Source organism: Verrucosispora sp. TAA-831, from assembly GCF_050780145.1.
Classification (GTDB): Bacteria; Actinomycetota; Actinomycetes; order Mycobacteriales; family Micromonosporaceae; genus Micromonospora.
The window spans coordinates 109,171-128,167 of the sequence record NZ_CP192240.1 but is presented as its reverse complement, the minus strand read 5'-3'; the positions used below and the strand labels follow the sequence as shown (position 1 = coordinate 128,167).

At 68.1% G+C, this 18,997-nt stretch carries 20 protein-coding genes; 12 read left to right on the top strand and 8 right to left on the bottom strand.

Translation table 11 applies throughout. The features are described 5' to 3' along the window. Positions 1–17 precede the first annotated feature (17 nt). The 6 genes from ACQVFL_RS00610 to ACQVFL_RS00585 are packed head-to-tail and all read left to right on the top strand — an operon-like array spanning position 18 to position 5,643. Positions 18–1,268, top strand: coding sequence for a methionine adenosyltransferase (locus ACQVFL_RS00610; RefSeq protein WP_431728324.1), 1,251 nt, complete (start codon positions 18–20; stop codon positions 1,266–1,268). After that, the gene (locus ACQVFL_RS00605; RefSeq protein WP_431728323.1) at positions 1,265–1,918 is read left to right on the top strand and encodes a class I SAM-dependent methyltransferase; all 654 of its coding nucleotides are present in this window, start codon (positions 1,265–1,267) and stop codon (positions 1,916–1,918) included. Before ACQVFL_RS00610 ends, ACQVFL_RS00605 begins: the two co-directional genes overlap by 4 nt. Beyond that, on the top strand, positions 1,915–2,670 hold the full coding sequence (locus ACQVFL_RS00600) for a phytanoyl-CoA dioxygenase family protein (protein WP_431728322.1): 756 nt from the start codon (positions 1,915–1,917) through the stop codon (positions 2,668–2,670). The genes ACQVFL_RS00605 and ACQVFL_RS00600 overlap by 4 nt, the downstream gene beginning before the upstream one ends. After that, positions 2,667–3,653, top strand: coding sequence for an NAD-dependent epimerase/dehydratase family protein (locus ACQVFL_RS00595; RefSeq protein ID WP_431728321.1), 987 nt, complete (start codon positions 2,667–2,669; stop codon positions 3,651–3,653). The genes ACQVFL_RS00600 and ACQVFL_RS00595 overlap by 4 nt, the downstream gene beginning before the upstream one ends. A 5-nt stretch (positions 3,654–3,658) precedes the next feature. Continuing rightward, entirely contained in the window at positions 3,659–4,282 is a 624-nt protein-coding gene (locus ACQVFL_RS00590) for an FkbM family methyltransferase (RefSeq protein ID WP_431728320.1), read from the top strand. Then, a complete protein-coding gene (locus ACQVFL_RS00585) occupies positions 4,279–5,643 on the top strand; it encodes a hypothetical protein (RefSeq protein ID WP_431728319.1) in 1,365 nt (454 codons plus the stop codon). Before ACQVFL_RS00590 ends, ACQVFL_RS00585 begins: the two co-directional genes overlap by 4 nt. A gap of 47 nt (positions 5,644–5,690) precedes the next feature. On the opposite strand, the gene gltX is transcribed toward ACQVFL_RS00585, so the two are convergent. Then, on the bottom strand, positions 5,691–7,094 hold the full coding sequence (gene gltX, locus ACQVFL_RS00580) for a glutamate--tRNA ligase (RefSeq protein ID WP_431728318.1): 1,404 nt from the start codon (positions 7,092–7,094) through the stop codon (positions 5,691–5,693). Between the two features lie 288 nt (positions 7,095–7,382). On the opposite strand from gltX, the gene ACQVFL_RS00575 reads away from it, so the two are divergent. Continuing rightward, entirely contained in the window at positions 7,383–7,862 is a 480-nt protein-coding gene (locus ACQVFL_RS00575; protein WP_431728317.1) for a GNAT family N-acetyltransferase, read from the top strand. 75 nt (positions 7,863–7,937) lie between these two features. On the opposite strand, the gene ACQVFL_RS00570 is transcribed toward ACQVFL_RS00575, so the two are convergent. Beyond that, positions 7,938–8,612 (bottom strand): hypothetical protein, encoded by a 675-nt coding sequence (locus ACQVFL_RS00570; RefSeq protein WP_431728316.1) that lies wholly within the window; start codon positions 8,610–8,612, stop codon positions 7,938–7,940. Between the two features lie 41 nt (positions 8,613–8,653). Here ACQVFL_RS00570 and ACQVFL_RS00565 point away from each other — a divergent pair, with 41 nt between their 5' ends. From ACQVFL_RS00565 to ACQVFL_RS00550, 4 genes are all read left to right on the top strand, one after another. Then, positions 8,654–9,205 carry a hypothetical protein gene (locus ACQVFL_RS00565; protein ID WP_431728315.1) on the top strand — a complete coding sequence of 184 codons (552 nt, stop codon included), beginning with the start codon at positions 8,654–8,656 and terminating at the stop codon, positions 9,203–9,205. Between the two features lie 1,243 nt (positions 9,206–10,448). Beyond that, positions 10,449–11,342, top strand: a complete 894-nt coding sequence (locus ACQVFL_RS00560; RefSeq protein ID WP_431728314.1) for a DUF2637 domain-containing protein — start codon at positions 10,449–10,451, stop codon at positions 11,340–11,342. Positions 11,343–11,504: 162 nt separating this feature from the next. Beyond that, entirely contained in the window at positions 11,505–11,888 is a 384-nt protein-coding gene (locus ACQVFL_RS00555) for an AAA family ATPase (RefSeq protein ID WP_431728313.1), read from the top strand. A gap of 23 nt (positions 11,889–11,911) precedes the next feature. Further along, a complete protein-coding gene (locus tag ACQVFL_RS00550; RefSeq protein WP_396699817.1) occupies positions 11,912–12,298 on the top strand; it encodes a RidA family protein in 387 nt (128 codons plus the stop codon). A gap of 9 nt (positions 12,299–12,307) precedes the next feature. Here the strand turns inward: ACQVFL_RS00550 and ACQVFL_RS00545 are convergent, their stop codons facing one another. From ACQVFL_RS00545 to ACQVFL_RS00520, 6 genes are all read right to left on the bottom strand, one after another. Further along, the gene (locus ACQVFL_RS00545; RefSeq protein ID WP_396699819.1) at positions 12,308–12,691 is read right to left on the bottom strand and encodes a winged helix-turn-helix transcriptional regulator; all 384 of its coding nucleotides are present in this window, start codon (positions 12,689–12,691) and stop codon (positions 12,308–12,310) included. Between the two features lie 254 nt (positions 12,692–12,945). Then, positions 12,946–13,854 carry an SDR family NAD(P)-dependent oxidoreductase gene (locus ACQVFL_RS00540; protein WP_431728312.1) on the bottom strand — a complete coding sequence of 303 codons (909 nt, stop codon included), beginning with the start codon at positions 13,852–13,854 and terminating at the stop codon, positions 12,946–12,948. Positions 13,855–14,475: 621 nt separating this feature from the next. After that, positions 14,476–15,219 carry a TetR/AcrR family transcriptional regulator gene (locus tag ACQVFL_RS00535; RefSeq protein WP_431728311.1) on the bottom strand — a complete coding sequence of 248 codons (744 nt, stop codon included), beginning with the start codon at positions 15,217–15,219 and terminating at the stop codon, positions 14,476–14,478. 548 nt (positions 15,220–15,767) lie between these two features. Continuing rightward, positions 15,768–15,989 carry a helix-turn-helix domain-containing protein gene (locus ACQVFL_RS00530; RefSeq protein ID WP_431728310.1) on the bottom strand — a complete coding sequence of 74 codons (222 nt, stop codon included), beginning with the start codon at positions 15,987–15,989 and terminating at the stop codon, positions 15,768–15,770. Next, positions 15,989–16,486, bottom strand: coding sequence for a DUF2975 domain-containing protein (locus ACQVFL_RS00525; protein WP_431728309.1), 498 nt, complete (start codon positions 16,484–16,486; stop codon positions 15,989–15,991). The genes ACQVFL_RS00530 and ACQVFL_RS00525 overlap by 1 nt, the downstream gene beginning before the upstream one ends. 326 nt (positions 16,487–16,812) lie before the next feature. After that, positions 16,813–17,457: a TetR/AcrR family transcriptional regulator gene (locus ACQVFL_RS00520; RefSeq protein ID WP_431728308.1), complete on the bottom strand. Its 645-nt coding sequence runs from the start codon at positions 17,455–17,457 to the stop codon at positions 16,813–16,815. 110 nt (positions 17,458–17,567) lie between these two features. Here ACQVFL_RS00520 and ACQVFL_RS00515 point away from each other — a divergent pair, with 110 nt between their 5' ends. Then, positions 17,568–18,758: an acyltransferase family protein gene (locus ACQVFL_RS00515; protein WP_431728307.1), complete on the top strand. Its 1,191-nt coding sequence runs from the start codon at positions 17,568–17,570 to the stop codon at positions 18,756–18,758. The last annotated feature ends 239 nt before the right edge of the window (positions 18,759–18,997 follow it).

The following is an 18,997-nucleotide window of genomic DNA, read 5'->3' as shown; positions in this document are numbered from 1 at the left end:
CCGAGGGACCTCTTCACATGCAGATCTCGATTCGTCATGCCTGCGTGGCACCCGACGACCAGCCCTTCGATGTGGCCGAGCGCAAGGGCGTCGGACATCCGGACAGCCTGGCCGACCTTGTCGCCGACGCCTTCTCCCAGCGGTACTCGTCGTGGTGCCTGCGCGAGTTCGGGGCGATCCCGAACCACTGGGTCGACAAGGTGAACCTGGTCGGTGCCGCCGCCGACGTTCGCTTCGGTGGCTTCGACATCCGCAAGCCGGCCGATTGCTACCTCTTCGGAAAGATCACCGACCGGGTCGGTGGCGTCGAGGTGCCGGTCGAGGAACTCTTCCGCGACGTGGTCCTGGACGTGCTTCCGGCCGCGCTCGGCGACGGTCGGATCCTCGAACACCTACGCCTGCACATCAACAACACCCGAGGTAGTGCGGTCGACCACGATCCGAGTTTCTATCGCCCCGGCACGGCACGAGACATCCACAGGGTGCTGGAGGTCGAGACGGTTTCCAACGACACCGTCGTCTGCGTGGGCACCAGCCGGCGAGGACTCGCCGCCGACCTCGCGGTGGGACTGGAACGTCGACTCACCAGCGCCGCCTTCCGGCAGTCCGTCCCCACCGCCGGCACGGACGTGAAGGTCATGGTCGTACGCATCGGCTCGATGCTGGAGGTCACCGCCGCGCTGCCCATGCACCCGGAATCGGTCGGTTCGTGGGCGGCGTACCGGGACGCGCTCAGTGAGGCGCAGGGGGTCGTCTCGGCCGAGTTGAAAGCGCTGCTCGACCAGGATGAGCGAGCGCGGGACGTCACCGGCCTGGCGTTGCACCTCAACACGAAGGATGTGCCCGGACGCGGATACCTGGCACCGTTCGGCACCTCGCTGGGCAAGGGCGACTGCGGTGCGGTCGGCCGGGGCAACCGATACAGCGGGGTCATCGAGCCGCTGCGGCCGGCAAGTGGTGAAGCACCCGCCGGCAAGAACCCGGTCCACCACAGCGGGAAGATCTACACCACCGTCGCCGCCGAGGCCGCGCGGCGTGTGCTGGCAGAACTGTCGGTGTACGCCGAGGTCACCATCGTCGCCCGCAACGGTGGCGACCTCGATACCCCCGCTCACGTCCTCGTCTCCGTCGACCGCGCCCTCGACACCGCGACCACGGCTGCCATCGAAGAGGTCGTCCGGCGGGCGATCTCCACCACCGTGACCTTCGCCGCCCGGTTCCTCACCGTCTCTCCGCTGGCCCGCTTTCGCGACGGAGTCCGCCTGTGAGACCACCGGCCCTCTCCGACGTGCACCGGCGGCACATCGCACGGCTGCGCGCCCAACCCGCCACCGTCGATGCGGAAGGGCTACGCATCGGGGCGCAGTACGTCATGTTCTTCGCCGAGGCGGACCTGATGCGTGAACACGCACTCCTGCTCACCCGAGGATGCAGCCGGCCACGCGTGCTGGAGGTCGGCCTCGGTCTGGGCGTCTTCGCCACCCAACTGGGCCGCGTCGACTCGTACACCGCGATCGAGCCGCACCCGGGCGTCGCCCTGCTGGCCCACGATCGGGTGCTCGACCACTTCGCCGCGCCCGTACGCGTGCACGCCGAACCCTGGCAGTTGGTGTCCCTGCCCGCCGGGGCGTTCGACGCCATCATGTACGACACCTGGCCGCCGGACGGACACGCAGATGCCGACTTCGCGCAGTTCGTAGCCCAGGTCGCGATCCCCTGCCTGCGACCGGGTGGCCGGCTCAGCTTCTTCCACAGCGGCACCTCGATCAGCCCCGCCCGCCGGCAGGTCCTCGACCGGCACTTCGCCGAATGGACCACCCACCCCTACACGATGCCGGCCGAGCAGACCCCACCGCACTGGACCAAACCCACCCGCGACTTCCTCATCCCGATCGCCACGAAGGGCGGTAACGCATGACCTCGCCACTCGCGCCGGCCATCTCCGCGCAGCAGGTCGACCGCTTCGCCAGCCACGGATACCTCGTCCTACCCGACCTGATCCCCGCCGCCACGATCCAGGAACTGCGAGTCGAGGCCGACGACCTCCTCGACCAGCGGCTCGCCCAGATGGTCGCCACCAGATCCGCCGACCCTCGGGTGACGTGGTGGCGCCTCCCCGACGGCACCCCGTACGTCCTCAAGGTCAAGCCAGTGGTCGACCTGTCCCCGACCGCCGCCGCCGTGGCCGACGATTCCCGGCTCTGCGGAGTGGTCGGAGACCTGCTCGGCGCTGCGATTCCGACCTTGATGGACAACAAGCTCATGTTCAAGCGGACCGTCGACATCTCCGCCGGGTGGGCGACGTTGCCGGTCCTCGGCGAAGAGGTCCGCAAGCACACCGACGCCGCCTACTACGCCGCCCGTGGCTACCCCCGGGTGCTCACCGTCGCCGTCTGTCTCGACCCCTGCACGGCAGCCGCCGGTGCGCTGCGGGTCTGGCCCGGCAGCCATCGACGAAGCATCGAGATGGCCCCGACCCTGAACCAGGGGCCTGTCGTACCCGACCAGGACGCCCCCGACGACGCAGCCGTGACCCTCGTTGCCAAGCCCGGCACCGTGCTGATCTGGGACGCCGCACTGGTCCACGCCAGCGGACCGAACACCTCCGGCCATCCCCGCCGCCTGCTCGTACTCGGCTACAGCCCCACATCGGCGGGCAGGTCCCGATGAGCAGAATCCTCGTCCTCGGCGGCACCCGCTTCATCGGCCGCCACATCGTCGAGCAGTGCATCACCCACGACGACGACATCACCCTGCTCTACCGGGGCCGGTCCCCGTCACCGTTCAGCGGGATCGCCCGGCACGTCCTCAGCGACCGCCGGGCGCCCACCTCCGAGGCAGCAGCCGCACTGGCCGAACCGTGGGACGCCGTCATCGACACCAGCGCACAGGACCTCGAGGACCTCCGCGCCGTGCTGCCACTCCTCGGCGACGTCGGCCGGTACGTCCTCATCTCCAGCTGTGGCGTGTACCGCCGCGACCCTGGCAGCAACGGCCTCACCGAACGCTCACCCACCATCCCCGCCGACGCCGCCCACCCTGTCCGCGCCTCCGCCACCCGCAAACTGCGCTGCGAGCGCTACCTCGAACGACGCTTGGCCAGCATGGCCGTACCACTCCTCATCGCCCGCCTCGGCCTGGTCATCGGCCGACACGACGACAGTGAACGCCTCGCCTACTGGCTCGAACGCGCCCTGCGCGGCGGCGACGTCCTCGTCCCGATGCCCGACCACCAGCCACTTCAACTCGTCGACGCCGCCGACGTCGCCCGGTTCATCCGCACCGCCATCGAGCAGCAGCTGACCGGGATCGTCAACGTCGCCGGCCCCACCACCACCGCCCGCGTCCTAGTCGACACCGTCCTCACCCACGCTGGCCGCTCCGTCACCGCATGCCGCGTCGGCGAGGAGTTCGCCCTCACCCACGGCATCCGCCCCTGGACGGAGATCCCGCTCTGGCTCCCCGCCAGCAGCCCGGAAATCGCCCTCATGTCCGTCAACACCACCCGCGCCGTCAGGGCCGGCCTGACCCACCGCCTGCTCAAAGACTCCATCGCCGAGGCCCTCACCTGGCAGGCACTGCGCCGCCGCTGGTCCCAACGCTGGCTCGACCGGAGCCGCGAGCAGCATCTCCTGCGCGAGTGGCACGGGTGAGCGTCATGCTTCCGTACACCCAACCCGCGCCCTACCACTCGCAATGGGGCGAGGACCGCTGGATCGCCGAGAACCTCCGGTTGCCCGCTCACGGCGTCTTCGTCGACATCGGCGCCGGCGACGGCGTACGCGGCAGCAACACCCTCTACGTCGAGAACCTCGGCTGGCGCGGTCTCTGCGTCGACGCCGATCCCCGCAACCACCAGCGCCTCCGCCAACGCTGCTGCGCCGTCGACACCTGCGCCGTCTCGGCCACGCCCGGCCTGTGGCCGTTCGGCATGTACCGCCACAAGCCCTCCTGGTCCGGGCTACACCGCACCGGCACCGACTACCAGGAAATCGTCATCACCTGCCGCACCCTCGAAGACCTCCTCGACCAGTGGTGCATCAACCACATCGACCTGCTCAGCATCGACGTCGAAGGCACCGAACTCGACGTCTGGAACTCCTTCGCCCCTGACAGACACCAGCCCGAAATCGTCATCATCGAGTACGACGACAGCCACCCCGACCGATATCGCCGTAAGATTCACGACCGGTTGGGGCGGGAGACCTACGAGCTGGTGCATACCACCCCGGCGAACCTCGTCCTGCAGCGCACGGACCACTCCGGGCGGCATCGCCGATGAGCGTCCGAGCGCACGTCACCGATCATCTGCCTCCCGGCGCCCGGATCATCGTGATCTGTGGCCGGGCCGACGACGCATCGGCATGGCGGGAACTACTCGGCTCGCACCGATGCCTCGCCCTCGCTCTGGATGACGTTCCGCCGCAGGCGCTTTCCCGTCCGATACGAGGTGCCTCCGACCAGCTCGCCTGGCAGCATGACGCCATCGCGGGCCTCGACGGTTCAGGCTGGCTCGCCGCCCTGGCCGATGCCTTCGACCCTGAGCACAGTGCTTCGCTCCTGTTACCCGACCCGCTCGACCCACCCCGAGCCGGCGACCGGCGACGCATCGGGGCGCGGCAGCCCGCGTGGCGGATGTTCGAGGACAAGACGACAGTGGACGCGCTCTGGGACGCCGCCAGCATCCCCCGCGCACCCTCGATCATTACCGACAACCCTGCCCGCCTGGCGGAGCTAGGAAGGCTTGTCGACCAGGGCAGCGGCGTCGTCTGCTCCTACCAACCCATCGGCACCGGCCCGACAGCGGGCGGCGATGGAATCTGGTGGTGGCGCGACGGAACCCCACCGGCACGAATGCCCACCGACGAGGCCGGATCATGGCGCATCCGACTCATGCCCCTACTCGAAGGAACCCCGATACGCCTGCACGGCATGGTCCTCGGCAGCGCCGTGATCCCGTTCCCGCCCATGGAACTCGTCACGCTTCCCCGCCCCGAACACGGAACCTTTCTCTGCGCCGGCGCCGTACCCACCCTCAGCCACGCCGCCGACCTCGTCACCCAGACCACCCGTCTGGGAGCTGGCCTACGCGCGCATCTCGGCTACCGGGGCGGGTTCTCCGTCGACGGCATCCTCACCGCCAGCGGGTTCCTACCTACCGACTTCAACGCGCGGCTGACGTCCGCCATGGAAGCGGCACCCACCGGACTTCGCGTCCAGCTCCACACGGTCAACCTGCTCGCACGCGAGTACATCGAGCCCGACCTCAGTGCTGTACCACAACTGGCGGCGGAGACTTTCGCGGCCAGCACCACCTACACGCTCTTCGGTGCTGCCACACACGTCGGCCGGACGAGCCCCCGCGAGACGGCAGCCCGTTGGCGCGGCGATCGACTGGTCGCTGCCCCAAGCGGTGCCGCAGACGGCCGTCTCGTTATTGCTCCGTCCCCGCGTGGCTGGCTGCTGACCGCGACCCTCGCTCCCGACCGGCTTCCGAGCGGTAGCCGCGTCGGCCCCTGGGCGCCCGAGGTGTTCCGGCTCAGCGACGAGGTGTTCGGCACCAACTTCGGCAACCTCGCCCCACCCTTCGAGGTGTCTGGTCTACTTCCGAGTCAGGTGCATAAGGCCAGCTGCCACCGGTGATCAAGATTGAGTTGACCGGCGGGTCGATCCGCCGGTCGCAACAGAGATCAGCTCAGGCGGTCGAGTGCGGCCCGCAGGCGAGCCAGGGTTCGCTCACGCCCGAGGATCTCGATCGACTCGAACAGCGGCAGACCGACGGTGCGCCCGGTCACCGCCACCCGTACCGGTGCCTGCGCCTTACCGAGCTTGAGCCCTCGCTCGGCACCGATCGCCTCCAGCGAAGCCTTGAGCGCCTCGGCCTGCCACTCGCACGTCTCGTACGCCTCGACCACGGCCGCCAGCAGCGCCGGGGCATCGACCTTCATGGCCTTCGCCCACGCCGTCTCATCGGTGACCGGCTCGTCGAGGAACAGGAAGTCGACCATCGGCACGATCTCGGAGAGCACCGCGATCCGGGTCTGCGCCAACTCGGCGACAGCGGCGAACGCCTGGGCGTCGTACGCGTCCGGCCGCCACGGCGTGGTCTCACCGGTCAGCCACGGCTGGCACGCCTCGACGAACGCCTCCACCGACAGAGCCCGGATGTAGTCCCCGTTGAAGGCACGGAGCTTCTTCACGTCGAAGAACGCCGGCGAGGGGTTGACATCCTCCAGCCGGAATTCCGCCACGATGTCGTCCCACGGCAGGATCTCCCGGTCGCCGGAGGGTGCCCAGCCGAGCAACATCAGGTAGTTGCGCATCGCCTCTGCGAGGTAGCCCTCGGCGCGGAAATCCTCCAGAGCGACCCGGTCGCGGCGCTTGGAGAGCTTCTGGCGCTTCTCGTTGACCAGGATCGGCGCGTGCACCCACACCGGCGGCTCTGCGCCCAGCGCTTCCCACAGCAGTTGCTGCTTCGGCGCGTTGGGCAGGTGCTCCTCGGCCCGGATTACGTGGGTGATGCCCATGACCATGTCGTCGACCACGTTCGCCAACAGGAACACCGGCGAGCCGTCGCCACGGGCGATGACGAAGTCCTCGATCAGGGCGTTCTCGAACGTCGGCTTACCGCGCACCAGATCGACAATCACAGTCGAGCCCTCATCGGGGGTACGGAAGCGCAGCGCGCAACCGTCCCCGGTGGGCAGACCACGGTCGCGGCAGTAGCCGTCATAGCCCTTGTGCTCGCTGCCCGTACGTGCGATGACCTGACCCCGAGCGCAGTCGCAGTAGTAGGCGAGCCCGGCGGCAAGGAGCCGATCGATGGCCTCGCGGTGATGCTGCACGTAGTCGGACTGGAACAGCGGGCCTTCGTAGTCCTCTGGGCCAACGCCCAGCCACGCCATTGCGTCGACGATGCCCTGCACCCATTCGGGCCGGTTGCGGGCGGCATCCGTGTCTTCGATCCGCAGAACCATCGTCCCGCCCGACTGTCGGGCCAACACCCAGTTGAACAGCAATGAACGAGCATTGCCGACGTGGAACATCCCAGTCGGCGAAGGGGCGAAACGGACACGAACCGCAGGACTACTCACGGCCCACAGCCTACCGGGCACGCAACGATCACCGGCGCTGATATCCGCCCGTCCACACCCGCCAACGGGCGCGCCAGCAGATAAATCTGACAGCGCCTCCCGACGCGGGCGTTCCCGAGTTGACAAGCTGCGCAGCGACCGCGAGGGATAGCGGTGTACCTTCGCGGTCGAGTCATGCCGGGCTTCCTACTCAGTCCCACGATTGGCGACGGCCCGTCCCGCTGGCGCCGCCGATCGCGGGGCACCTGACCTCGCCGCACCGATCAAGATCACCGGAGGGCAGCGCTAATGATCATCGCTCCGCTCACGGTCGACCGGATTTCCGACCTCGAGAAACTGTTGGCGCTCGGAGAGCCGTACATCAGGCTGCGGGCCTCATCGGACTACTGGCTGTACGCCACGCTGTTCGGGAACACCTGCCCGATCGCCATCGTCGACGGGCAGGTCGTCGGCAACGTGATCGCCTTCCGAAGCCAGGTCGACCCGTCCGAGATCTACCTCCAGGACGTAATGACCCACCCGAACCACCGCCGCGCGGGGATCACACGGGCGCTCATCGAGGAGGTGCATCGCCAGGCATCCCTCTGGGCATGCCAGCGCCTCTTCCGCACCTCGGAACCCGACAACCAGGCCGCGCACCGGGCCTGGCTCGCCCTGGGCTTCACCAACGTCCCCGGCGATGCCGTCGAGCACGGAGTATCAGTGATCCACGACTACAAGGGGCCAAGGAAACATCGCGCGGTGTACGAACGGCGAATAGAAAGCTGACGTCGCTGCTTCGTCTTATGCAGCCCGGGCGAGGCTCAATCCTCTACAGGGGCGATGTACTCCGCTTGGGTGCACCTACTTGCGCCACCAGGTGGCTCGGCCGCGCATGCCGTGGTGCCAAGTATCGGCTTGGTGTCGGGTGTTGTCGATGGCCTGTTGGTCGCGGTCGGAGCGGTATTCACGGCGGGGTTCGTGTGGGCTCCAGTCGCCGATGAAGGGCCGTAGGTCGCCGGGCTTGGGCTCGATGTCGAAGTCGATGTCGGCGAGGGCCCGGTCTCCTCGGGTTGGGTCGAGGCGGTCGGCGGCGGCTCGCGCCCAGTCGATCCATCGGGTGCGGTTTGCCGAGTGTGCCGGTTCGTCGGGCGCGGTTTGTTCGAGGGCGTCGCAGAAGGCGCGGATCTCGTTGGCGGAGGTCCAGGAGTCGTAGGCGCGCCGGAATGCCTTCTTGCGCAGGAGTTCGGCGGCCTGGGGGTGAGCCTCGTCGATAACCGCCTGCCAGCGGCGACGCTCTTCGGCCTCCTGCCGCTCGATCTCGGCGACGCGTTCGTCGTGGGCGCGCTGGGCGGCCAGCTTGGCTTCCTCGTCAGCGGCGACGCCGGCCTCGACGTCTCGAATGATTCGGGGGAGGCGTTTCTCCAGCGTGGTGCGTTTGTCGTCGGTCCAGGTGTCTTTCTTGTCCCAGCCAGCCGGGCGATCTCCAGCCGCAGGCGGCCGGAGGCGACCGTGTCGGTCTTGGGGATCACCAGCCACCGGTTGCGTCGCAACTGGCGGGTCTCCTCGGCGGTGGGGACGTGGGGGATTTCGTCGTACTCCTCGACCAGGCTGACCCTTCGGCGGGTCTTGTCGACCTGCAGGTAGACGGAGGGGTTCTTGGTCTTGGTGTTCACTCCGACCCGGTGGCCTCGTCGTCGGGCTTCGGCGGCGAGGCCACGGATCAGTTCCAGCGCCCTGGGGACGGATGCCTCCGTGACTTCCAGCCTGGCTGGGTTCTTTTCGAGGGCGGCGAACACGAGGTCAGGGTCGGCGGTGACGCGACGGGTGTTGAGTCGGATCCGGTTCCAGTCCGTCTCGTCCGGGTTGTTGTCGTTGGACAGGCGGATGATCAAGTCGCCGGCGGCGCGGCCGGTGTGCTTGAGGTGGAATCCGGTGGGTACGAGGCTGTGCTGTTTGGCGGCGTGGATGACGCGCCGATACCAGGCACGTTCCTCGGGATCGGGACTCTCCACACGCACGGTTCCGCCCTCGGCTTGGAGGCGTTCGACGAGTTGTCGGGCCTGCTCGACCGTCACGGTGGCGGGGGACGGCGTCGAGCCGTCCATCTCGCTGGGGTCGTCGGTCCCTGAGGGGGCCGGGGTCGGCTTGCCTTGCTTGGCGGTGGCGGTGGTCCGGACGCGCTGACGGGGTGGCGTGGTGTCGCCCGAGAGACGGTCGGGGTGGTCGGGGTGGATGCCGTTGTCGAGGTAGAAGCGGCCGGCGTCGGTGATCTGGGCCCGCCACACGCCACCTCGACGGCTGATGTCGACGAGGCGACGGGTCTGCAAGGCCCGGGCTGTGTGACGCTGGTCGGCCCCGTCGGGGCCGCTGAGGTCGTCCCCGTCGCCGATTCGCCGCAGCACCAGCAGTTGATGTTCCTTCAGCGGATCCCATCTCTGCATGCTGTCGACCTTCGACGGCTACGACCTGATCCGCAAGGAACGACACTCACTACTGCATGGAGACGGGCGGCAGTGCCCCGACCAACTGCAGACGGTCCTACTCGCTGACCGCCTCCGCCCGCATCGCCTGAATGATGAGAAGACCGTCCCAAGGAGTGAGTGGAACAGCAGGGGATTTCGCGGTGGCTGGGCGGACGCAGAGGTACTGCCGGTCATTAGAGGCGATGGTCCTGGACTCATCCGGGCTGACGGCGCAGGGCGCGCGGGTTGCCCGTCGAATTCGGGGTTGACTCGGCGGGTGGTGCCGGGGCGTACTGGTTGTGCGTTCTCGTGCCGGCGCTTGGCGCGGTGGGCAATGGAGAGGCAGGCTTTCCCGGAGTTGGGGTGCCTGCTGTCCTTCGTGTCGACGTCGGGGGCGTGGAGTGATGGGAGGACCCACATGAAGGTTCGGCTGTCGGCGAGTTGAGCCGCCGCTTCACCTCGGGCGCTCTGCGTGTGCGCTGCTGGTGACTTCTGCCCCCGTGTGGCCCTGCTGACCCTGTCCCGTGTCCGCTGCTGAGCGTGGTCTGCCGTACAGGCGCGACGCGCGTTCTGCCCTTTTTGCCTGCCCCTGCGCGGGTTTCGGCTTGTTCGTTGATTCGTCCACAGTGTTTCTACGACCTCTGCGTGCGAATGAGGTCCGCCCGGCCGGGCGTCACCCGGCAGGAACACGCCTGCCCGGAAGCGTGGTCGCAGGCGGTCTTCCCGGGCGGCCTTCATTCACCTACCTCGAAACCTACGACCATTCATGGAGCGAACGAAGCGACTTCATTCAACATCAATTTGGCGGGGCTGGCGGCGGTGTCCGTCGAGCCCGCGGTTCCGGTCCGCGCTGGCCTGGCCGTCTCGGCTGGGGCTGTGCGCGGGCTGTCTGTCGACGGGTGGTGGGCCGTTGGCGAGACCTGAGCATCGACCGGATGACTGGTCCGGCGAACTGCGGTCGGGGCGGGAGCGGCTGGAGGATCGCGTCCAGGTGCTGATCATGCTGTTGATCGGTGGCGCGGCGGGCGCGGCGTCCTTCCGTCACGTCCATGACGTGGCCGCCGCTCACGGGCAGCCGGGTTGGCTGGCGTGGGCAGACGCTGTCGTGCTGGAGTTGACGTCGATCGCGGCGGGCCTGGAGCTGCGCCGTAACCGGCGGTTGGGCAAGAGCGTGGCGTTCCCGGCGACCGTGTTAACGGTGGCGGTGTTTTTGTCTCTGGCGGCTCAGGTGGTCGGGGCGGAGCCGTCGGTGATCGGCTGGATCGCCGCCGCGTTGCCGGCGCTCGGCTTCCTGGCGATGGTGAAGATCGCCCTCGGCCGCGCCGACCCTGCCCCGCTCCACCAAGGGACCGCCCCGCCAGCCCCGAGCAACCGGTCCGAGCGGTCCGGGTGCTCCGGGCCCGTTTCCGGCACCGATGCCACGGTCCCGGACGCCGCTGAGACGGTCCCCGGACCGTCTGCGCCGGTCCACGCCGGCACGGCGACGGTCCCGGACTCCGCCCCGGCGGTCACCGCCACCGCTGTGGGCGGGCAGTCGACGGTCCCGGACCGCCGCAACCTCCACAGGCGGGTCCGGGACGGTGGGCCGGAGGTCGCGGCGTTGGTCCCGATCGCCCGGACCGCCGCCCGTGCTCTCGCGGCCCAGGGGACACCGTTGTCCCGTAAGGCCCTCGCGCGACAGCTACGCGCTGACGGGCACCAACTGTCCAACGCCACCGCCTCAGCGCTCGTGCGTGTCCTGCGCGCCGAACCCACCCCGCCCCGACAGCTCTCGCCGGATCTGTCCCCAGCGGATATCGCGTGACAGAACGCGAGTTCTGTCAGTCGAAGCCCTTCGCGGGCCCGGTCAGGTTCTGTCAGGAAGTCCGTGTCTGACAGAACCTGACCCGATCCGACGAGCGTGCGCCCGCCGTCCGTCTCGCCGGTACGACCAAGGTGCACCATCCAACACTTCCGATCAAGGAGCATGAACGTGTTCACCCAGCTCAACGTTCACTATCCTCACGTCGTGCGAACCATCCGCGGCGGTGCCAGCCCAGTGATGATCGGGCGGGAAAGCGAGCTGCGCCGGTTGGCGCAGCTCGCTTCGGCGCGTGAGCCGGCGGTTGCGCTGATCGCGGGCGAGCCGGGCATCGGGAAGACCCGGCTGGTGCACGAGCTGCTGACCACCGTGTCGGCGGAGACCGTCGTGCTGGTCGGCCAGGCGGAACCCGGCTCGCTGTCCCGGCCGTACGAGGTGTCCGTAGGCCGCCGTCCTCCTCGGGGTCGATCCGATCCGCGCCGTAGCGCCGACCGACGCGGTTACCAGAAGGTGCCCTGGGCTCGACAAAGTGCTCTCTTCCGGGCCTGACGTCTTCCTCGTACGGTCGGTTCATGGCTGTTCACTTGATCGATCCACCCGGATTGCCCGAGATCCCGATCTACAAGCAGGTGTCGGTGGCAACGGGTTCGAAACTTGTCCACATCGCCGGTCAGGTCGCGTGGGGAGGCGGTGACCTGGCCACACAGGTCGAACAGAGCTACCTCAATGTGGGCACGGCGCTGGCCGGCGTCGGGGCTACGTTCGCTGACGTGGTCAAGCTGACGATGCACGTGGTCGACTGGGAGCCCGGGCTCATGCCGCAGGTGCTGGACGGGATCGCCCGCGCCTCGGCGAAGTTGGGTGTCACCATCGAGGCGCCCGCATCACTGTTCGGCATCGTGGCCTTGGACGTCCCCGAGCACCTGGTCGAGATCGAGGCGACGGCCGTGATCGACTAACCGCATCGATCAACTCGGGAAGCGTGCGCGCGAGTCCTCGATATGGCTCAGGTATGTCTGGGTCCAGTCGCACATGCCGTCGACCACCTTGCGTAGCGCCTGGCCAGCCTCGGTGAGTGAGTAGTCGACGCTGGGCGGCACAGTCGGGTGCACGGTGCGCTCGACCAGGCCGTTGCGCTCCAACGTACGGAGGTTCTGCGCCAACACCTTGTGGCTGATGCCGCCCACCTCGCGGCGTAGCTCGTTGAACCGCATGGTCCGCAGACCGAGAAACTCGATGATCAGAAGAGGCCACTTGTTGGCGATGTCCGAGAAGATCTCCCGCGCCAGCGAATCGGCCCGAGCCAGGTCGGCCTCGGGCGGCACCGCGCCGATCTCCTGCCTGCTCCCCATCGCGCCCACCCTAGTTCACCCGAGAAAGGGCGCCCGAATCCGACGCCTGGGTGCCCTTGTCGACCACCCGTCGGCCTCGACGACTGGTCCCGCCGCCGCGGCTGCCCCAGGGCTGCCCGGACCGGCTTGTCCCCGAGTGACCGGCTGCTGCCGGAACCCGGTGAGCAAGATCGTGCTCCCGTCCCGAACGACGATCAGCCTGATGCGGTCGTAGCCGGCTCCATACGCGGCGGTTGTCGGCTGTCAGCACCACGTCACGGCTCCATGCCGACCAGTTCAGCGCTACGCTCCCAGAGCGCCTCGCAGCGTTCGACGGAGAGCGTGTGGTCGGGCGTGGTGACCTGTTTGCGGTCCACGAAGAAGCGTCCGTTCACGCCGTCCAGGCTGGGATCGGTCGCCACCCACACCGGGTTGTCGGCTCCCTGGTCGGGTGTCTTCCGCAAGGGGTTGAGGTTCACCATCGTGTCCAGCATCTTGCCTAGTCCGCGCGCGTCACGGGAGAGGCCGGTCTGGGCGATGATCCCGGGGTGGGCTCCGTTGACGGTGATGCCACTGTCCGCCATCCGTCTCGCCAGGCTGTAGACGAACATCGTGTTCATGTTCTTGGTGCGTGCATAGGCGGCGAAGGGGCGAAAACTGGAGAAGCGACCGAGTGCGCGGGCGTTCTGTGCATGCAGATCATCCAGGTCCACCGGGTAGGACTTCAGCACGGTGGGGCTCGCGCCGACCACGACGAATCGGGCGGGGGCCTCAACCGACGCGGCGAGGGTGCGCATCAGCACGTAGGGCGCCAGGTGGTTGGTGGCCAGGGTGAGCTGGATACCCTCGTCGGTGCGACTGCCGATGTCGGCGGTGACCGCGGCGTTGTTGATCACCACACTGGGTGATGTGCTGTCAGCGAGTCGGTCGGCCAGTGCGCGGACCTCCCGGATCAGCGACAGGTCCGCGCTCTCCAGGCGAAGTTCGGCGTCAGGAACCGCCGCGCGGATCCTGTCGGCGGCCTGTCGCAGCGTCGCGTCGCTACGACCGACCATGACCACGCTCATCCCTGCGGCGGCGAGTCGGCGGACGGCGGCCTCTCCGATGCCACGGGTACCTCCGGTGACTATCGCTTGCCTGCCCTCGTACATCTGTGATTTCCAGCCGTCGGCTCTCTCGGTCATGGTTCTCCCTTGTCTTGTCATGTGGATGGCCCGATCGGCCGTCAGCCATTCGCGTAGCAGCCCGATCTTGAGCCGGGCGCATGGACGCTTCCCCAGGCCGGTCGGAACGCGGCCTGGATCTGTATCTGTCACGCCGTGTGGCGTGCCAGGAAGTGGGGTTCTTGGGTTGCGGGTTCCGCTGGACTGAGAGCGGCTCAGGGGCTCAGCACAACGAACGTCCTCGAACTCGCCGGGTTTCCGGCAATGGTGAACATCGTGGCGTTCATGCCCTGGCACCGGCTGAACAGACCGATGGCCATCCTGTGGTTCCAGGGTCCGCGCGAGCGAAGTCATTCCCGGTCGGGGCGCCGATCGACTTCCACGGTCCAAGGTGCGCGGGCAGGTCGTAGCGGCTGAATCACAGCGGATTACTGGCGATGATGGGCTTCGTGGACCCTTCGCGGGGGAGCCACCAGGCCTTTAGCGGCGTACCGTCGAGGGACGGATGTTCTCGTGGTCGAGCCCTTAATCACCGGGATTTCTTCAGGAGTGGTGACCGCAATAGCGTTCCGTATCCGGCATCGAGGGCGTTGATGGTCTCCGTCACGAGATCACGCGTGAGGCTGCTTTCGGATGTGTCGGTCATGTGGGGGTCCTTTGTTGTGGCGGGCTGCCTGCGAGGGAGGTGAGCCATTCGCGCAGGAGCGCGACTTCCGTCGCACGCAGGGGCCCCAGGAAATCCGGCGGCAACGCGTCCAGGAGAAGGCTGGCGGGCCGGGATGTGCCTGTGGCGACCTCGTCGCGCGCGTACTGAGGATGGAACAGGGCCTGGGCGACGGTGTCGCGTACGTTCGTCGAGATCGGGTGCGTGCTGTCGGCCTGTAGCGCGATCAGCTGCATCACCACCCCGATCGCGGCAGCCGACATCGTCTGCGTCGCGGTCTCGACGGGGACCTTGAGATAACCGCCGACACCCCATTGGGTGACCTGGCGGGCGAGCTCTTCCTGCGCCACCAACGCCGCAGGAACGGTTTGATCAGCCTGGGGGTTGCCGAACATCAACCGGTAGTGGGCGGGATGCTCGCAGCCGAAGGACACATGCATGTCCCATCCCGCACGGAAGTCATCGAGCACATCGCCGCTCCACCCGACGGCGTGCTTTCTTGCGAGATAGGCGTTGAAACCCTCCAGCACCGCCGCATCCAGCAGCGCGTCCTTGTCCGCGAAATGATGGTAAAGAGTCGGGGCGGTGACGCCCGCTCGCGCGCAGATCTCGCGCGTGGAGATCCGTCCATCTTGCGACGAGGCCAGCAGAAGCTCTGCGGCATGCATCAGCCTCGTGCGGACATCACTCTCGATCGGTCGGACCGAAGGGCTGTCGCTCATGTTATCGACGCTACACCACCTGAGCGCATCTTGGGTAGCAGCGATACCCGGTCGCTCGGCGGTGTGACGGGCTCGACTCCGACGCCTGCGGTGCGCTGTCGGGTTCCTGAAGAGGGGCCCCGGTCGGCCGGGGTGCAGCGCCAGCGCTCCGGCACCGCGGGACGGTGTGGCACGTCGACGGCCGCGTCGATGAGGGCCTGGTTCAGGACGGCCCCCATTGGTCGTCGCCGGCGGGCTGATCAGGCTGGTACGGGCGCCCGCTCCTTCATCGAGCACGCGGACCAGCGGCGCGATGGTGTTCTTGATGGTGGACGCGCCGTGGCGCTGTTCCCACCGCCACCCTGGCCACGACCATCACCCTCACCACGGGACAACCGTGCGTCGAGACGGTGACCTTCGGCGGCTCCGCCCAGAGCACCGCCACTGCCGTGGAAGACGCCCCGACCATCCCCGCCCGCTGGGTGGACTACCGCGTCAACCAACCCCAACTGGCCTGGATATCCATCGGCTGGCGCGGCCACGGCCCACGGCGGGTGGAGATCTGGGCCTTACCGCGCACCACCGTCGTCGGGCACCCAGCGCAGGACGTCACCGGGCTGGCAGTCGAGCGCCTCGCAGATCGCGTTGAGTGTGGAGAACCGTACGGCTTTCGCGCGGCCGTTCTTCAGCACCGACACGTTCGCCAGACTCAGCCCGATTGCGTCACCGAAGTCCCTGACCGACATCTTCCGCTTCGCGAGAAGCACATCGATCTCGACCACGATGGCCATCAGAGCACGCCGTCCAGCTCCGTCTGTGCGCTCGTCGCGCGATCGACGAGCCGGTGCCCCACGAACATGACCCCGAGCAGCGCGGCGCCGACCAGGCAGCCCAGCCCGCTGGCCATCCACAGCCCGAGAGTGTCCATGCCGTCGGTGGGCGACGGGAACTGCCCGAACGTGAAGAACACGAACAGGCCGACGGTGAGTAGGGTGCCGGTGCCGATCGCCGCGCCGATTGTGATCACCCAGCGCTGCGCCCCGGGCCGGAAGAAGGTGCCCGACTGCGCGCGGAACAGCAGCATCCAGACTGCCGCGAGCACGACCTGCGCACAGGCGATGAACGCGATGCCGACCGTCAGGAGCGGGACGCGGTAGGGCTCGTACGGCGGGAAGAGCTCGGCCTCCGACGCGGCGATCCCCGGCAGGATCACGACCTGGGCGAAGAGGCTGATGGCCATCCCTAGCGCGATCAGGAGGGTGAGCAGGACGAAGACTATTCGATGCACCTATCGAATATCGCACGGTATCGCTCGATATTCAAGTTATTTCGCTCGAAAATCGAGTCTCCACGGTGTGTCCCCGTGGTGCACCCCAGATCAACGGGAAGGGCCCCGCCGCGGCAGCCACGGTGTCCGAAGGCCGAATCGCCGCCGCGCTGCGCCGGGCCGACCGTTCCCGCAACATCGACGATGTTGCCGCCGAACTCCACGCGCCATCCTGCGCCGACCCCAACTGCGTCAGGATCCGCTCGTCGAGCAGGCGATGGGCGTCCGAGCACTGCGGTTGCTGGCCACGCTGGGTCACCTGGCGGTGGGCTCCCATCATCCGGAGGTCACCGCCGCCGGGCAGGCGTTGCGGTGTCCGGTGTACCGGTCGACGGGTCGGCGCCGAACAGGCCCAGTCGCAGCAGGCGTTGGTTGGCGGCGCTGCGGTGGGCCAGCACCTGCCCGTCGAACATGGGCCGGTCCAGGTTGGGTTGCATGACCGGTTCCAGCATCAGCGGGCCGACGATCAGGCACAGCATCTGGAACGGCGCCCACTCAAGGTCCGCGTCCGTGCGGCCGCCCTCGGCCGCGATCAGCCGCTCCAACTCGGTACGCGCACCCTCCAGGAGGCGACCGAACAGCGCGGCGCTGGCCGGGCTGTCCTCCTGCAGCACCCGGCGTAGATAGCCGCGGAGCACCGGGTCAGCGCCAAACATCCGGGCGGACACCTCACCCAGTGCCCCCATCAGATCCCCACCGCTCGGATCCCGCTCCCGCAGGGCAGCGCCGAGCCGGGCCAGAACCTCCTCGTCGACGGCGGCGCGCAGCCCTTCCTTGGAGCCGAAGTGGTGCATCACCAGGGCCGGCGACAGGCCAGCCTCGGCAGCCACCGCGCGGGCCGAGGTGGCGGCGAAACCGCGTTGCGCGAACAGGCGTAGGGCCGCCTCGCGCAGCCGCGCCCGTCCGGTCAGGTCCGAGGGCGACGCTTGCATACCAGCACCGTATGCCACCGCACCGGCACCGCCCTCGGGGACATCCCCCGGGCGGACCTCCGGGATTCCACCCGATCCGGCGCTAAACACATGTTCAGTACGTTGAACATATGATCAGTGTCGCTGACAAGCCCCCCGCACCCCGCACTCAGCACCTGCACTACCTGGACAACCTACGGGTCGCGATGATCCTCATGGTGGTGATCCACCACGCCGCCCAGGCATACGGCCCGGCCGACTGGTGGTACGTCGAAGGCAGCCAGGACGTCCCCTTCCTGGCCGACCTCTCCGCAGTGGGCGGGGCCTTCCGGATGAGCCTGCTGTTCTTCGTCGCCGCGTTCCTCGTGCCCCGCGCCACCGACCGCGCAGGCAACTGGGGATTCCTGCGCGGCCGGCTCAAGCGCCTCGGCATCCCGTTCCTGGTCGGCTCGGCCACGATCATCCCGGCGCTGATGTACGTGCACTACCGCGAATACCGCGGCCACCCGCCGATCTCGTTTCCGCGCTACTACCTGGACGTGTTCCTCGGCTTCGGTCCGCAGCCCGCCGACTGGACCGGGCCGATCTGGCCCGACCTGCAGTTCGGGCACCTGTGGTTCATCCAGAACCTCCTCGCCTTCAGCGCCCTCTACGTGCTGTTCCGCTGGCTCGGCGTACTACTGCGCCGCGTCCGCCCGATCACCCCGTCGACCCGGACACCCGATAACCGCAGCCTGCTCATCTTCACCCTCGCCCTGGCCGCAGTCGTGTTCCTCATCCGAATCTGGTACCCGCTCGACCAGTGGGTGCCGCTCTTCGAGTTCATCCAGGCCGAACCAGCCCGCCTCGCCCAGTACACGGCGTTCTTCACCGCCGGCGTCATCGCTTACCGACGCGACTGGCTCACCCGGCTGCCCCGCTCCACCGGCTACACCTGGCTGGCCATCGGCGCGGCAATCACCGTCGTACTGTTCTGGACCGGCACCGACACCCCGTTCTTCGCCCCCGGCGGCGCCTCCTGGTCCTCGGCGTGCTGGACCCTGACCGAGACCTTCCTGTGTGTCGGCCTCAGCATCGGCCTGCTCACCCTGTTCCGGGACGTCTTCGCCGGCCACAACCGGCTCACCCGCGCCATGGCCGCCAACTCCTACACCATCTACATCGTCCACCTGCCGATCGTCGTCGCCCTACAGTTCGCATTCGCCCGCGCCGCCCTACCCACCCTGGCCACCTTCGCCACCGTCGCCACTCTCGGCATGGCCATCAGCGTCGCCGCCGCCGCGACTATCCGCCGCGTGCCCGGCCTCCGCACGATCCTGTGACTTTCCTCCGACCTCGACCCAGATCATGACGGGTAGCTGCAGGGCGTAACCGAGTTGTTCCGGCATGGGTGACCATCGGTTCCGGTGGTCCAGGGGACGGCGGCGATGCCTGGCAGAGCAATGAGCCCGCCGGTACGACGAACGGTCTGGTAGGTCGGCGCCGACCGAGATGACGGCTGTGGCGGCTACCCAGAGCAGCCCGGTGATGTTCACTGCCCACTTGGCGGTGAGCATCACCG